16 protein-coding genes are annotated in these 15,750 nt (G+C 40.8%); 14 read left to right on the top strand and 2 right to left on the bottom strand.

Going from position 1 to position 15,750, the window contains the following annotated elements; translation table 11 throughout:
- Window positions 1–116 precede the first annotated feature (116 nt).
- Genes ubiE through K2X50_08950 form a run of 5 tightly spaced genes read left to right on the top strand, consistent with a single transcriptional unit; the run spans window position 117 to window position 4,877 of the window.
- Window positions 117–878 (top strand): bifunctional demethylmenaquinone methyltransferase/2-methoxy-6-polyprenyl-1,4-benzoquinol methylase UbiE, encoded by a 762-nt coding sequence (gene ubiE, locus K2X50_08930; GenBank protein MBX9587368.1) that lies wholly within the window; start codon window positions 117–119, stop codon window positions 876–878.
- Window positions 875–1,456, top strand: coding sequence for an SCP2 sterol-binding domain-containing protein (locus tag K2X50_08935; GenBank protein ID MBX9587369.1), 582 nt, complete (start codon window positions 875–877; stop codon window positions 1,454–1,456). Before ubiE ends, K2X50_08935 begins: the two co-directional genes overlap by 4 nt.
- Before the next feature lies 1 nt (window position 1,457).
- Window positions 1,458–3,119, top strand: coding sequence for a ubiquinone biosynthesis regulatory protein kinase UbiB (gene ubiB, locus K2X50_08940; protein ID MBX9587370.1), 1,662 nt, complete (start codon window positions 1,458–1,460; stop codon window positions 3,117–3,119).
- A gap of 13 nt (window positions 3,120–3,132) precedes the next feature.
- Complete coding sequence (locus K2X50_08945) at window positions 3,133–3,471, top strand: hypothetical protein (GenBank protein MBX9587371.1); 339 nt, start codon at window positions 3,133–3,135, stop codon at window positions 3,469–3,471.
- 5 nt (window positions 3,472–3,476) lie between these two features.
- Entirely contained in the window at window positions 3,477–4,877 is a 1,401-nt protein-coding gene (locus K2X50_08950) for an ankyrin repeat domain-containing protein (protein MBX9587372.1), read from the top strand.
- On the opposite strand, the gene htpX is transcribed toward K2X50_08950, so the two are convergent.
- Together htpX and K2X50_08960 are read right to left on the bottom strand one after the other, a co-directional pair.
- Window positions 4,874–5,920, bottom strand: a complete 1,047-nt coding sequence (htpX, locus tag K2X50_08955) for a zinc metalloprotease HtpX (GenBank protein ID MBX9587373.1) — start codon at window positions 5,918–5,920, stop codon at window positions 4,874–4,876. The two genes, K2X50_08950 and htpX, sit on opposite strands and share 4 nt — an antisense overlap.
- Window positions 5,921–5,996: 76 nt before the next feature.
- Window positions 5,997–6,575, bottom strand: coding sequence for a LemA family protein (locus K2X50_08960; protein ID MBX9587374.1), 579 nt, complete (start codon window positions 6,573–6,575; stop codon window positions 5,997–5,999).
- Window positions 6,576–6,837: 262 nt separating this feature from the next.
- On the opposite strand from K2X50_08960, the gene K2X50_08965 reads away from it, so the two are divergent.
- From K2X50_08965 to ahcY, 9 genes are all read left to right on the top strand, one after another.
- Window positions 6,838–8,238, top strand: coding sequence for a hypothetical protein (locus K2X50_08965; protein ID MBX9587375.1), 1,401 nt, complete (start codon window positions 6,838–6,840; stop codon window positions 8,236–8,238).
- A gap of 527 nt (window positions 8,239–8,765) precedes the next feature.
- Window positions 8,766–9,797, top strand: coding sequence for a rhodanese-related sulfurtransferase (locus K2X50_08970; GenBank protein ID MBX9587376.1), 1,032 nt, complete (start codon window positions 8,766–8,768; stop codon window positions 9,795–9,797).
- A 117-nt stretch (window positions 9,798–9,914) separates the two neighbouring features.
- Entirely contained in the window at window positions 9,915–10,157 is a 243-nt protein-coding gene (locus K2X50_08975) for a GFA family protein (protein MBX9587377.1), read from the top strand.
- A gap of 60 nt (window positions 10,158–10,217) precedes the next feature.
- Window positions 10,218–10,625: a hypothetical protein gene (locus K2X50_08980; GenBank protein ID MBX9587378.1), complete on the top strand. Its 408-nt coding sequence runs from the start codon at window positions 10,218–10,220 to the stop codon at window positions 10,623–10,625.
- A gap of 234 nt (window positions 10,626–10,859) precedes the next feature.
- On the top strand, window positions 10,860–11,120 hold the full coding sequence (locus K2X50_08985; protein MBX9587379.1) for an accessory factor UbiK family protein: 261 nt from the start codon (window positions 10,860–10,862) through the stop codon (window positions 11,118–11,120).
- A 4-nt stretch (window positions 11,121–11,124) separates the two neighbouring features.
- Window positions 11,125–12,630: a YifB family Mg chelatase-like AAA ATPase gene (locus K2X50_08990; protein ID MBX9587380.1), complete on the top strand. Its 1,506-nt coding sequence runs from the start codon at window positions 11,125–11,127 to the stop codon at window positions 12,628–12,630.
- 24 nt (window positions 12,631–12,654) lie between these two features.
- Window positions 12,655–13,035: a hypothetical protein gene (locus K2X50_08995; GenBank protein ID MBX9587381.1), complete on the top strand. Its 381-nt coding sequence runs from the start codon at window positions 12,655–12,657 to the stop codon at window positions 13,033–13,035.
- Window positions 13,036–13,200: 165 nt separating this feature from the next.
- On the top strand, window positions 13,201–14,340 hold the full coding sequence (gene metK / locus K2X50_09000) for a methionine adenosyltransferase (protein ID MBX9587382.1): 1,140 nt from the start codon (window positions 13,201–13,203) through the stop codon (window positions 14,338–14,340).
- 96 nt (window positions 14,341–14,436) lie between these two features.
- Window positions 14,437–15,726 carry an adenosylhomocysteinase gene (gene ahcY / locus K2X50_09005; GenBank protein ID MBX9587383.1) on the top strand — a complete coding sequence of 430 codons (1,290 nt, stop codon included), beginning with the start codon at window positions 14,437–14,439 and terminating at the stop codon, window positions 15,724–15,726.
- The last annotated feature ends 24 nt before the right edge of the window (window positions 15,727–15,750 follow it).

The following is a 15,750-nucleotide window of genomic DNA, read 5'->3' on the forward strand; positions in this document are numbered from 1 at the left end:
CTGCGCCACATCGCTCATCCAGAGCTGAAATATGAAGTTTGTTCATATCCTTGTCTGTAATTATAGCACATTTTAGTATTTGTCAATTTAATCTCTTTTTGTGGTAGGATTGAGTCATGACAGAACACGACGACCAGCAACAAACTACCCACTTTGGATTTGAAGAAGTGCCCGTCTCCGAAAAGGTAAATCGGGTGTCTGATGTTTTTCACAGTGTGGCCGAACATTATGATGTGATGAATGATCTCATGTCATTTGGTGTTCATCGTCTTTGGAAACGTTTCACTTTAGATCTGTGTGCACTTCGACCTGGTCAGGCTGTATTAGATGTGGCAGCAGGCACAGGTGATTTATCAATCGATCACTCAAAAAAAGTGGGCGAGAAGGGATCGGTATTAATGACAGATATCAATCCTTCGATGCTAGCAAAAGGTAGGGATCGATTGATCAATGCTGGCGTTGGAAATAACGTGCGTTATGTTATCGCGAATGCGGAAGCATTGCCATTTGATGATGACCATTTCGATTGTGTTACCATTGCATTTGGATTGCGTAATGTTACCAATAAAGATCAAGCCCTGTCCGAAATGTTACGTGTGATAAAACCCGGTGGAAAATGCATTATTCTCGAATTTTCTAAACCTTCAGAAGGATGGTTTAATTCATTTTATGACTGGTACTCATTTACTGTGCTTCCTTGGTTAGGTGATAAAATTGCACGCGATGCAGATAGCTATCGTTATTTAGCTGAATCTATTCGTATGCATCCTGATCAAGAAACGTTATTGTCGATGATGAAAGAGGCTGATTTTAGTCGTTGTGATTATCACAATCTTTCTGGCGGTGTAGTGGCAGTGCACAGAGGGCATAAAGCATGATAAATACATTGTTTGATTGGGCTAGCAGTCAAATTTTGAGTTTAGATCCTGAAGTGAAATCAGATTTGTCTTCTTTTGCAGGGAAATTAATTAAAGTTGAATTGAAGGGAGTGAATGTTGCTTTTTATCTTCAGCCAACATTCACTGGATTGCAATGTTATTTAAATTCAGAAAAAAAACCGGATGCAGTCATTATTGGAACTCCTATCGCCTTAGCAATGCAAGGACTGCAACAGAAATTTGGATGGTCAAATAATTCTCAAGGTGTCGAAATTCAAGGTGATGCTGATTTGGTTCATCGATTAACATTGTTGATGAAAAAGTTTCGGATTGATTGGGAAGAAATAATTGCGCAGGCCATGGGAGATCAGGTGGCCCAGCACGTGGGCAGCGCGGTGCGAAAAATAAGTGATTATGGTTCAGATATCACCCAACGTTTTCAATCAAATGCTGCAGACTATATTCAAGAAGAGTTGCGACTATTACCACCTCGTGAAGAAATAGAAGATTTTATGTCTGATGTCGATGAATTGCGTGATCGAGTGGAACGATTATTAGCGACTATGAAGGAATCTTGAGATGAAATGGATAATTCAATTTTGGCGATTAATGACGATTCAATACATTCTTGTTAAACATGGTATTGATCGTGTGGTTTTGACAGTGCCAGGTTTAGAGCGCTGGCAATTTTTGAGTTATTTTAATCCTTGGAATTGGTTTAGGGATCGATCACGAAGTGACGCAGAATCCATTCGCTTAGCTTTAGAAGCGCTAGGCCCCATTTTTGTAAAATTTGGACAACTTTTATCGACTCGACCTGATCTTATCCCTGACGATATTATTGCTGAACTTTCTAAACTCCAAGATCAAGTGCCGCCTTTTTCAGGAGAGCTTGCGCAAAAAATTGTTGAAAAATCCTATGGATTGCCGACCTCCGAAGTTTTTGCTGAATTTGATTTGAACCCATTGGCTTCAGCGTCTATTTCGCAAGTTCATGCTGCCAAATTAAAAACGGGAGAGTCTGTGGTAGTGAAGGTGCTACGTCCTGATATTTTAAAGCTCATAAAACATGATATTGCGCTGATGTATTTTGTGGCTCGATTGACGACCCGATTTTGGTCTCAAGGTTATAGGTTAAGACCTGTAGAGGTTGTTGCTGAATTTGAACAAACAATAACAGATGAATTAGATATGATGCGTGAGGCAGCTAACGCGTCCCAGCTTCGACGAAATTTTACGGGCTCTTCATTATTAGTCGTTCCGAAAGTATATTGGGATTATTGTCGTAGTGACATTCTGGTGATAGAACGAATTGATGGTATTCCTGTTTCGGATGTTGAGCAGTTAAGAAGTCAAAAATTCGATCTTAAAAAATTAGCTGAAGCAGGCGTTGAGATTTTTTTCACGCAAGTTTTTAGAGATAGTTTTTTTCATGCTGATATGCACCCTGGTAATATTTTTGTTTCTCGTCATAATCCAGAAAGCCCTCATTATATAGCCGTTGATTTCGGTATTATGGGTACTCTCAGCCCATTAGATCAGCGCTATATTGCTGAGAATTTATTGGCATTTTTTAGAAGAGATTATCGTCAAGTTGCCATTTTGCACGTGGAATCGGGATGGGTTCCGCCTGATACGCGTATTGATGCTTTTGAAGCGGCCATACGTTGTGTGTGTGAGCCCATTTTTGAGCGGCCTCTCAAAGAAATTTCTTTTGGTAAATTATTATTGAGATTATTTCAGACGGCAGGCCGTTTTAATATGACGATACAACCTCAATTGTTGCTTTTACAAAAAACATTATTGAACGTTGAAGGATTAGGTCGGCAATTATATCCAGAGTTGGATCTGTGGACAACAGCATTACCTTTTCTTGAGTCTTGGATGCAAAAAAGAATTGGAGTCAAAGCATTGGCTCGTAATGTCATTGATCGAGCTCCAGGTTGGGCAGAAAAATTAACCGATATGCCGGATCTTGTATATCGTGCTATTCAAGAGCATTTGCATATTTTACGTGTCGGACCAAGACCAGTTCCTCCCAGTAAAATTTTGCACAAGTCACCTTTAAAACGTTTATTATTTGGTAGTGGAGTGGCATTTATCGCGGCATCAACAATTAGTTTGTGGTTTGCTGATAGCCAATTAGAATTACGAACAGCTGCTGGATGGTCGATCATCGGTTTCGGAATTATATTATTGTTTATTTCATCATTGATGGATCGACACGCTACAAAATTGTAGGGACAGAAAAACGATGGCACGTAAAATTAAAGTCCATTTTAAACGCAAACTTAGTGAGTTGCTGGGTATTGGGCACAGTAAATTTGGCAAAGTTAAATTGCGAAAACCCTATCGTGATGAAGATGAAGGCGGTGGTGCTGCAACGGGGTTGCGTTTAGATTCTCATCCATTGTTTGCTAATTTACCCGACGGAGCGGGCTCAGATTTGTCCAGCATTGCGAATAATAGTGCGTACAGTGAAGACGCTGCTAAAGAGCGAGTCAATGAAGCTTCTCCAGAACTGAAAATGCAACCAGTGTTGCAAAAAGAATTGAATCCTAGTTTTAATCCTAAACCTGACGTTGGGATGTAAATACCATGAAATCCCTTTCTGACGCTATTATATACGGAACTGACGATCTAGTTGCTCAAGCTGTAAGTGCAGGCGCAACGCTAGATGAAATCGATAATTACGGTTATACCCCTATTGTGCAATGTGCAATTGTTAATAGTGTCGAGAAAGCGAAAATTCTTCTTGATGCGGGGGCAAAAGTTGATTTCGATGATCTTACAGGGCGCACCGCATTACACTGGGCTGCTGACAATGGGAACATAGAATTATGCAAATTGCTTTTGAGCAAAGGTGCAAACCCCAATGCATACTCACGTGCGAGCCAGTCAGTTTTGGTTATGCCCTTACTTCGTCATAATGAACCAATAAAAAAACTATTATACCAATATGGAGCGATGTTATCTTTTGCCCAAGACTTTATTAATGGAAAATTATTGGGGCATCGATTTGAGCTAGAGGGACGTGTAGACGTTATTGATTATGAAGGTGCGTTTGTCGAAATTGAATTTGAAGGATTTTATTTAGAGTTCACGCTCGCGCTTGTCGTTGAGTCAATGATGCAGTTTAAAAATAATTTCGCGGCAAAGCATTTAAAACTCTATTTTGACCATTTTAATATTATTATTGATGCGCTGTATGCGGCTTCACGATTAATTAAATATCAGCACTACATGATCGATGTGAAAGAGCATCAGGAAGAGATCGATAAATTAATTAATCGGACTCCTCTGGTGATACCCGTTATTTATTCTGGGCACGCAATTTGTTTTATTACTTTCGGTGATTTTTTGATTCGTTGTGACCGTGGTGAATATGGGCGAGATCATGGAACCGTCATCATTTTTAAGATGGGGCACCCAGAACGTCTCACGAAAGAGTTTATTCGAAGTCTAATTTATAATCGTCAAGATAAACGCACTATTGATGAAGGATTGCCTCAGCAGCTTGGGTTGAGAGTAGTTGGGACGATGCCTTTGTCTGAACAAATTTCAGGTAATTGTACATGGGCCAATGTTGAAGCAGTAATGCCGACTTTGCTTTTTTTGCTGCTATTACAATCACAGCATGGCGACAAAGGATTTAATATGCGCAAGGCTCAAGAAGAAGCCTTATCGCTTTATGAAGAATGGTTAGTATTTGATAAAGATCGCGCGCTAACATTTTGCATGCAGAGTTTTTATCAAGTGAATCCAGCGCGTAAAGCAACGAAAGCAGCGATTGTGGCCGCGGTACTTTTTCAGGATTATAATTATGAAGATCCTGCTGATCGTGAGCGTGCAGAAAAAATGGTGCCCATTCTCACTCATCCTGATTATCTCTATATTCTAAAAGTGTATGTTGAGGTTTTTCAGTATGATCGCGATAATCCGCTGTTTCAAAATCTAATGAAGTTTATCGATTATTTTGAAATTGATTTGAAATATTAAGTTCTAGAGCTTCTTTTTCTAAATCCTATTGCTTCAAGTCGTTTTTCGATTGGAGGATGTGTAGAAAATATTCCGCTTAATGTGTGTGCGCTAATTCCGGCAGTTGTTGGGTCAAAAATGTACGCTGCGCGTCTTACATTTTCATGAGGTGTTGAAGCATATTCTTGGTTGAGTGTATCAGCATTAGCTTCGGTATCGCCCTGGATTTTTAATAGTGCTCGTGCTAGGGGTTGATTATCGCGCAATAATTCAACGCAGCCAGCATCAGCCATATATTCGCGAGTTCGAGATAAATAGAATGTAAGTAAAACTGTGATTAAAGGAAGCGTGTAGCGCAAAATTATGATAATTAAAAATAATCGACTATCGCTTCTTTCTCGATCGCGGCGACCAAAGACAACCGAGTAGAAAAGAAGATCGATTACAATCAGCATAATATTTGTTAACACAGAGGCCATCAGTGTTAATTTGATGTCCATGTTGCGAATATGGCTTATTTCATGTGCCATCACAGCTTGTAATTCGGCGCGATCTAGTTTGTTGAGCAGTGCGGAAGTGATTGCAACGAGTGATGATTTTTCGCTGTAACCGCTGGCGAAAGCATTCATGTAATTAGCCTCGAGGACGTAAACTTTGGGCATAAATTTTAAACCTCCTGCAATGCGTAGCTCATCGATTACGTTGTACAATTGTTGTTCTTCGAGACTTCGTGCGGTCTCATGAGTAATTTCGCGAGAATCAGTGCCCAGCAACATTAATTTGTCGTGAAAAACAAAGGTTGCCCAGAGTGCAATCGCGGCGATGATTAACAGAGCAGTGGTTGCTATTGGAAAAGGATCCAACGTGAGTAAGTGCGTCACAATAATTTTGAGGGGGACAAGTGGATACTGAGAACTGACCATATAGGTATCGATTAATAATCCGATGCAGCCATAAATAAGAAAAAAAGTACCGATGGTAATGTATGTTCTGCGAGAATTTTTGCGTGTGGATTCTCGCCAGTTAGTACTATGCTGCTCAAAAGAATGTATGTCGTCAGCCATTCCGCTCTCCAAAACTATACTGCTATAGTTATAAAATAAATTTTTCAGAGTGCAATCAAAAGTATTTACTGAAGTATTAAAGTTCCACTTTGTATTTTTCTTGTTCAGCCACAGTCTGTTGGCTTAATTGCCAGTATTCAAATGGAACATCCAATTTGCTTCGGAATAATGCAACAACCATTGATGGGAAGACTGATTTTTTGGTTGCGTTATATGTTTCGATGCTATCGTTGCACGCTTGTTTTGCAAAAGTTAATTTGTTTTCAGTGTTAACAATTTCTTCTTGGAGTTGTATGGCATTTTGATTTGCTTTTAAATCTGGATATTGTTCAAAGACAAAACTAATTCCGCCAACGATACGCGATATTGTATCTTCTGCGCCGATGCGAGATTTTTCATCGCCTTGTTCATGAGCTTGTTGTGCTTTAGTGCGTAATTCTGTTACCTGACTAAGAGTTGATTTTTCGTAATCCATATATTTTTTGACCACGTTGATAAGCGATTCAAAAACTTTATACCGGCGATCCAGTTGAATATCGATTTGTTTTTGGTTGTTACGAACTGCCTCAATCAATCGAATAAGGGTGTTGTAAGTCATGATGCCGTAGACTACAGCTCCGATTAATACGATCAGTACGATGGTCATTGTGCTCATGGTTTATCTCCTTTTGATGTGTGTTCAGGTTTGATTGGCTAAGCCCAAATCCTGTAATAGTCTAATTATAGCAGATTTAAGGCGAATTTGGGATAATTGGGATATTGCGGTAGGTAAATGAGTTCAGGCTAGGCGTTTTCATTTAGGGCCCGCCAGTTTAATTAATATTTCGTTAAGATTCGGGGGTTATAGTCTTGTTATCATAATAGTATTAATTCCAATATATAGTGACTGTTTAAAACTGATAAAATCGAGGTATAAGATGAAGAGAGGCTTAGAAAGATTTGATAATCCTGGATCTCATGAACAGGCGAGAATTGCCAAAGAGCAAGTTAAGGCTGCATTAGAATTAATCAAAGCGAACTTGGGATTCTTCTTGTATCCATTAATGAACCCGGCTGAGTTCCAAAGGTGGGTGGGTCAGTCAGCTCATCAAGATGCAATTGCCAGTTTTACAAATGGACTTGTTGATTTAGGGCTAATCCGTTTTGATGAATCGGCCAATATGCTCAAGGGGTCTTACGTAGAGGCTTTGATGGGGCAAGAATATTCCTTAGTGTCTGAAAGTGATTTTGAAAAGAAATCTCCACAGTTAAAATTAGAAGCTCCAAAATTTTATGCTGCTAAAAACGGGTATTTTAATGCGTTAGAAAAATTACTTGATAAGTATCAATACTTATTGCCACAGTTGTTTTTATCAGAAGAATTAAAGTTAACAATATTAGAGTTTAACGCGGTGCATTCTGAGGCAGTAAGTGCCATTTCTCTAAAAAATGATTTTATCGCGAAAATAAACGCTTTGGCAAACCCTATTGCAGATAGTATTGGATATAAAACTGCAGCTTTAAAAAAACGCGGTGGCGATGAACGAGCTGCCATAGTTCCTTTTGTTACAAGAAAATTTAAGAATATGGTTAGCGAATTTAGCAAGAATGATGTTGGTTATCAAAAAGAGAATTTCGAGAAATTTAATGCTGTTTGTGAAAGCTATAGAACCATTCTTAAGTTAATTACAGATGTTACCGCAAAAGCGAATGAATTACGAAGTGCCAGGGATTATAGTTTAAATGTCGATTATCTTGACGTTTTGACAGATCAATTATGGACTAGTTTGGGGAGATATAGTCATAATAATTTTCAGGCTCATTTAGGTGAAGCTGAAGAATTTAATGACGAGATTGGAAGGTATAGCAATCTATTCGAATTGATCAAGAATAACGATCCAAAAATATTGCATATGAATCAGGTGCTTTCTCAGGTATGTCAAATTGCCCGCAAGGCTTCGGAATTAGAAAATCGAGGATATTTCGAGGAAGCTAAGACTGCGAGACATTTGCTAGTCTCATTAAACAGGTCAATATCCGTTTTTTGTAATAGCGATATGTCAGAAAAAAATAATCTGAAGGCATTCAAAGCACAATGTAAGCAGAATATCCTCAATTTGAAACCAATTTTAGAGCAGCATCGAAAATTATGGAAAGTATTGCTTGGTAATTTATTATTGGTTGTTTTAACCCTGGGTGTTTTTTATCTTCCAGTTTGTACATTTAAAAAAGCGTTAGGTGGAAATTTTTTCTTTTTTAATACAACCCGAACAGGCGAAATCATTAATAATACAGAGGCGGCTGTATCTGATTTGGTTGTCCCTCAAAAATCTGGATAGAAAAGGCGTCGCGTCTTGAGTTGTAAGAGGTTTCGCATTTTTGATGATATTATTTAGCAAAAAAAATATATATTTTCAAATTGTCATGACAAATGACTAAGTTTATAGATGGACAAAAACTCCAAAGAATTAATTTTTGCTGTTATAAATCATGTTTTAAAAATTCTTGTGTAATTTTTTTACTGATTTGATGAAACCTCTCACAGCTCAAGAGGCGCTGCAAGTTTAGTGATAGTGAGTAGATCTGCTTATTGTCTTTGACGTAACGTGAGGGTCAAGTGTTTTGTATAGCTGGAGATATCTGCAATATCCAATCTAAACTTAAGAGTTCTCAACCAATTGTAAATAATATATCGATTTGATGCTATGAGTCATCTTGATGGGTATTAATTGACTTTGACTAGAAGGCGAAGCCTTCATAATCAACAAGGTAACTTCACGCTATCCGCATTGTTAGGTGGTGGATTTAGATGTTATACTGCGAAACTACTGATAATGCGAAACAGCTATCACTGAGAGGTTGATATATGAGTACATTACACAACAAAAAAGACAAGGCGACGTTATTGCGCGAGTTAGCGCAAGAAAATTTTGTGCGTAAAACATTGTCTTTTTACCGCTATGTGAAATTAGACGATTTAAAGGCTCTGCGCGATGCTCTGTTTTTAGAGTGGCGTGAATTAAACGTACTGGGTCGTGTCTATCTTGCTCATGAAGGAATCAATGCTCAAATCAATCTGCCTGAACAGAATCTTGAGCTCTTTCGCGCCAAGCTTAATCAACGTCCTCAATTCAAGGACGTCCCCTTTAAATTGGCCGTTGAAGAAGGCGCCTCCTTTTTTAAGTTGATTATCAAAATCAAACACGAAATAGTTGCTTATCGCATTCCTGATTCTGAATATGATATGTCTAATATTGGGAAGCACTTAAGTGCGCAAGAATTCAACCAGGCTATTGATGAAGGCGCTATTGTAGTCGATATGCGCAATCAGTATGAAACTGAGGTCGGACATTTTAAAAACGCTATAATTCCCGATGTAGAACGCTCGCAAGAGCTCCTCGCAGAAGCGAAGCGTTTGCTTGAAGGCCAAGAAGATAAAAAAATCTTGCTCTACTGCACAGGCGGTATTCGCTGCGAAAAGGCCAGTTCCTATTTGAGACATCACGGGTTCAAAGACGTCAATCAGCTTAATGGTGGCATTATTCAGTATGCGCACGAAGTGCAATCAACAAGCACGCCATCAAAATTTATTGGCAAAAACTTCGTTTTTGATAGTCGCTTAGGTGAGCGCATCACTGACGATGTCATCAGTCACTGCCATCAGTGTGGCGCAACATCGGATAATCATATTGATTGCGCTAACGAACTTTGCCATATTCTTTTTATTCAATGTGAGTCCTGCGCCGAAAAATACAATCACTGCTGCTCCCAGCAATGTGCAGACTTTTTGAAATTACCTAAGGAAGAGCAGCAGCGTCTCCGTAAATCCCAAAAATTACAATTTTCAGCTCAAAAGTATGGTCGACACGGCAAATCTCAATTCCACATTACCTCTTAACGTTATTGTGTGAGTAAGTCGAGTGTCTCGCCTTTCCAGGCTTTGAGCGAGAGCCTCAGTTAACCCCTTACCCCTCTTCTGCCCGATTGTTTCACCGTAAATCCTGAATATCTGCATTTGAATTGGAGATATTCAGTTCCTAATACCAGGCATAGTCATACATTTTGTGCTACGTGTGGCTCTTCTCTGCCTGCACGAATTATGGGCGGTAAAGTATTGCAAATTCCCGCTGGATCGCTGGATAACGATCCAGCATTGAAACCTAATGCTTTGGTTCATAGGGGAGGTCGTGCTTGTTGGGTTGATCTTTATCGAAGTGCTAATATTACGCTGTTTAATGATCTGCCTCCCACCGCCTAGCTTGCTATATTCAAACTATTAATGGTAGTCTAATGCTTTGAAAAAAATGGGAGAAAATGAATGAAATTCCGATCATTTACTGATATGTGTCTCGATGGGCCAGAAGATTATGAGGGTGACCTAAAAATGATAGAACTTGAAGAGCCATGCTTAATCTCTTCTGTTCAAGTTCTTCGTCAAACGGGTTGGGATGGTAAACAATTTGGCGGCATAAAAGCGGTTGTATTTCGACACCCTCCATCGAACGAAGAGTTGGAGAAGACTGGAACAATGCAAAACACCTTAAAATGGAAAGGTGCGGGTTATACTTATGATTTTACTGCCGATCCAAGACGTCTAAATGTTTTTATTAATTACCTTGGTCAATTTGATAAAGCTATTTTCAAGCAAATGCAAGCCTATCTAGGTTCAAATTATCCAAAGGAAGATTCAGGAATTTCACCTGCTCCTGCTATAACAGTAAAATAATAATCGTCTTAAATCAGAACTTACCCTTAATCAAAATTTGATTAGGGGTAATGTTTTATTTAGCCGTCGCTATACCACGCTTGATTATAAAAGTTACATCAGAATTAGTATTGATAAAATTGATTTCCACATTGTGTTGTGATTTTTTGTGAGTTATTTACGTACTACGGATATTCTTTTTTCTGTAGTTGATCTAAACTTCTTATTTTATGACCCATTACGGAGGCGCAGGCTATGTTTGATGCTCATTTTTTTGATGACTTAAGTAAGAAGTTAGCGAAGGCTTTGCCTAAAGGAGTTAAAGAGGCCTGTCAGGATGTTGAGAAAAATTTCCACACAATTTTGAAATCGGCTTTTGGCAAACTGGATTTGGTGACTCGTGAAGAATTTGATGCGCAGGTAGCAGTGCTGCAACGAACACGTAAAAAAGTCGATGAGTTGGAAAAACATTTGGGTGTTAAAGCGCCTGAAAAGAAGAAATCTGCGAAAAAATAATTGTATGCAAGCTCCGGTAACTTACGCTAGAGCACAAGTGGGAATTACAGCACCGCAAGTGATAGTCGAGACTCATTTAACGGGCGGATTACCTCGCTTCACGATTGTGGGGTTGCCGGAAACTGCGGTCAATGAAAGTAAGGAGCGCGTTCGCAGTGCGTTAATGAATAGCCAGTTTGAGTTTCCTCGAAAGCGAATCACAACCAATTTAGCACCAGCCGATATTCCTAAAATTGGCGGTCGATACGATTTAGCGATTGCCATGGGTATTTTGGCGGCGTCTCAACAAGTTCCGTTTAAAGCGTTGCATGATTATGAATTTGCAGCTGAATTGGGGTTGTCGGGAGAACTGAGGCCGGTTTCAGGTATCCTATCTGCAGCGATAGCGGCCAGTGAGAAGGGGCGAACCTTGGTGGTGGCTCCTCAGAATGCGGCTGAAGCTATATTGCCTGAGGGCAATAAAGTCTTCGCCTGTGAGTCTTTATTGGCACTGTGCCAGCATCTGCAAGGGAAGGAGTTCTTGGGTTTTCACGAGCCGGATACTGAGCCAGTGGTGGTAATGCAGGCCTACCCAGATTTGGCGGATGTTTGCGGTCATTTTCAACCTAAACGTGTTTTGGCTATAGCGGCTTCAGGAGCGCACAGCTTGCTAATGGTTGGCCCGCCCGGAACCGGCAAGTCGCTGCTGAGCCATTGTTTGCCAGGTTTACTCCCGGAACTTACCCGGGTTCAGGCCCTGGAAGTGGCGGCTATTCATTCGTTGGCATACGGAGGTGTGGATGCGTCACGTTGGCGCCAAGCGCCTTATTGTGCGCCGCACCATACCAGTTCTAGCGCTGCTTTAGTGGGTGGGGGAAAGATACCCAAGCCAGGTTTAATATCTCAAGCTCACTGTGGCGTCCTTTTTTTGGACGAATTGCCTGAGTTTAGGCGCGATGTGCTCGAAGCTTTGCGAGAGCCTTTGGAAAGCGGGGTTATAACGGTTGCGCGTGCGGCGGGCCATGTGAGTTATCCTGCGCGATTTCAACTGATTGCGGCTATGAATCCCTGTCCATGCGGCTATCTAGGTGATCATCAACATGAATGCCGTTGCAGCCCGGCCACAATAGAGCGCTATCAAAATAAAATTTCTGGCCCTATGTTAGATCGAATTGATTTGCATGTGTTGGTAAGGCCTGTCCCAACAAATACGCTTGTTCAGCGTGAAAACAATGGTCCGACAAGTGCGGAAGTTCGTCTTCAGGTTGAGCAGGCTCGAGCTCTTCAAGAAGGCCGGCAAGGCTGCGCCAATAGTGCTTTAGCTCAAAATAGGCTTCAGGAATTCTGTCAATTGACGGGCGATGCCAAAAAGGTGTTAGCTGAAGCGATTGAAAAGTTTGGGGTGTCACCACGTAGTTACCATCGTTTATTGCGCATTTCCCGTACAATTGCCGATTTGGAGTCTCAAGAATTAATTGCTTCTCAACATGTCGCGGAAGCGTTATCCTACAGAAATGTTTTAGGACATTGAGTTATTTTCAGGAAAAAGTGGCGGATGCGTGAAATAAAACCTACTTGGCGAATAGCCCATACCATTGCTCGTCGGCACGCGATGATCGCTGGTTCTTTGATGACAATTGTGATTTTGGTTGGTGCGGCAGTAATTTCCTTGATTTTAGCCTCGCGAGGTGAGGTCGTTTCACTGCATAATTTGTATGAGATATTCATCAAATATCAGCCCTTGTTTATTAGAGGTTTGTTGATGATATATCTTTTACCAGTGAATCTACTGTCGATTATCCTTGCTTTGCAGTATAAATATAAAAGGTTCAGGGTAGTAATTTATGCGACAGCTCAGCCGGAACGCAGAGGATGGATGGCCAATATCGCAAGCCGAAATGGGCGTTTGGCTAATGACATTGTTGATCAAGTTTAGTATCTTGACACTTAGGCAGGAAGTTGGTATGCGTCATTTTCCCCTCCCCATTGGAAAAACATATTATCAGCTTCCATGCCACCAAACCCCCTCTTCTTCTCCTTGACCCCTTCAGTTTCGAATGCCAGAATGATATTCAACTTAATAATCTAATGATAAACATTTATGACTGACATCTCACATTTTACTTCAGAGTCTGTTTCTGAAGGGCATCCAGATAAGATCGCTGATCAGATTTCAGACGCTATTTTAGATGAATTGATTCGTCGCGATAGCAATGCACGCGTCGCCTGCGAAACGTTGGTTAAAACTGGCATGGTGCTAGTAGCGGGTGAAATTACAACCACAGCGTGGGTAGATATTGAGGCTATAGCGCGCGAAGTGATCAACGATATTGGCTATAATACGCCTGATTTGGGTTTTACGGGTGATTCCTGCGCTATATTGACTGCAATTGGTAAGCAATCGCCGGATATCGCTTTAGGTGTAGATCATCGTGAAGACAATCAATTAGGCGCAGGTGATCAAGGTTTGATGTTTGGTTATGCAACGAATGAAACAGACGTGCTAATGCCTGCTCCCATTACCTACGCGCATCGACTGATGAAGCAACAGTCTGAGGTACGCCGATCTGGGAAATTATCTTGGGTAAGGCCGGATGCCAAAAGCCAGGTCACGATTCGATATCAAAATCATAAACCCATTGGCGTTGACGCCATTGTGTTGTCTACGCAGCATGATCCCGATGTTAGCCACAAAACCGTGGTTGAAGGGGTGATGGAGGAGATCATCAAGCCTATTATTCCTGCTGAGTGGTTAGATAATAAGACACGATATTTTATTAATCCTACTGGACGTTTTGTGATTGGTGGCCCAATGGGGGATTGCGGATTAACGGGTCGTAAAATCATCGTCGATAGCTATGGTGGGATGGCGCATCATGGGGGCGGTTGCTTTTCAGGTAAGGATCCTTCCAAGGTGGATCGATCGGCCTCGTATATGGCACGTTATGTTGCGAAGAATCTTGTGGCTGCGGGCTTGGTAGAGCGTTGTGAAATCCAAATTTCGTATGCAATTGGTGTCGCTGAACCGACTTCTGTGATGGTGCAGTCCTTTGGTACGGGCAAATTGTCGAATCATGAACTTGAAAAGCTCGTTCAACAGCATTTTGATTTAACTCCGGGTGGCATCATTAAAACCCTAGATCTATTGCGTCCCATTTATCGTACTACGGCGGCTTTTGGTCATTTTGGTCGTAATGAACCGACTTTTTCGTGGGAACGGACTGGCGCTATAGCGTTTTAGCAACCTTTAGCAATCTTCATACTATTGATCCAAAACTCAGAATAATCGTAAGCAGTGCTATAATTACATGGTACGATTACATTTTGGAATTGAGCAATGTTGGAAGATTTTAAAATTGCATCGCTAGAACATGCAGCATTAGGGCAGCGCGAAATTGCTATCGCTGAAACGGAAATGCCCGGTTTGATGGCATTGCGTGAAGAGTTTGGTTCGACTAAGCCGCTAGAGGGCGCTCGGATTACTGGTTGTTTGCACATGACGATTCAAACAGCCGTTTTAATCGAAACTTTGGTTCATCTCGGTGCACAAGTTCGATGGGCCTCATGCAATATTTTTTCCACCCAAGATCAAGCGGCTGCTGCAATGGCTGCTGCAAAAATTCCTGTTTTTGCTTGGAAAGCGGAGACTGAAGAAGAGTATTGGTGGTGTGTGGAGCAATCCATTTTAGGTCCGGATGGATGGCGGCCTAATTTATTACTCGATGATGGCGGCGATTTAACACGATTTATGCATGAAAAATATCCTGAGCTTTTAAAAGATGTGCTTGGGGTGTCTGAAGAAACTACAACAGGTGTAAATCGACTCTACGAAATGGCACGAAATGGAAAATTAAAAATCCCTGCGATCAACGTCAATGATTCTGTGACGAAATCAAAATTCGATAATTTGTACGGTTGTCGCGAATCATTAATTGACGGAATTAAACACGCGACCAGTGTCATGATTGCAGGAAAAAAAGCGGTGGTTGCAGGGTATGGTGAGGTAGGAAAAGGTTGCGCGCAAGCGTTGAGAGGATTTGGAGCAAAAGTTGTAATTACTGAAATCGATCCGATTTGTGCGCTGCAAGCGGCAATGGAAGGATACGAGGTCAATACCATGGATGCCATGGCGCCTGTCGGCGATATTTTTATTACAGCGACAGGCAATATTCAAGTGATTACCAATGAGCATATGTTGCAAATGAAAGATCAGGCGATTATTTGTAATATCGGGCATTTTGATGCGGAAATCGATGTGAATTCTTTAAGAAAATATTCGTGGGAATCTGTAAAACCGCAGGTTGATCATGTTATTTTTCCTGATGGAAAACGTTTGATTTTGCTTGCTGAAGGACGTTTGGTGAATTTAGGTTGTGCCAATGGACATCCCAGTTTTGTCATGTCGACGTCATTTACAAATCAAGTATTGGCGCAAATTGAGCTCTGGCAAAATAGGCAAAAATATTCAATTGGGGTTCATGTGCTGCCCAAATTATTAGATGAAAAAGTAGCACGCCTTCATTTGTCGAAATTGGGTATTAATTTAACAGAATTAACGCCAGTGCAATCAAAATATTTAGGGATTGATGCTAAAGGGCCGTTCAAGCCGGACCATTATCGGTATTAAACGTTAAAATTTGATCCTCGATAC

It is taken from the genome of Gammaproteobacteria bacterium (assembly GCA_019748175.1).
Taxonomy (GTDB): domain Bacteria; phylum Pseudomonadota; class Gammaproteobacteria; order JAIEPX01; family JAIEPX01; genus JAIEPX01.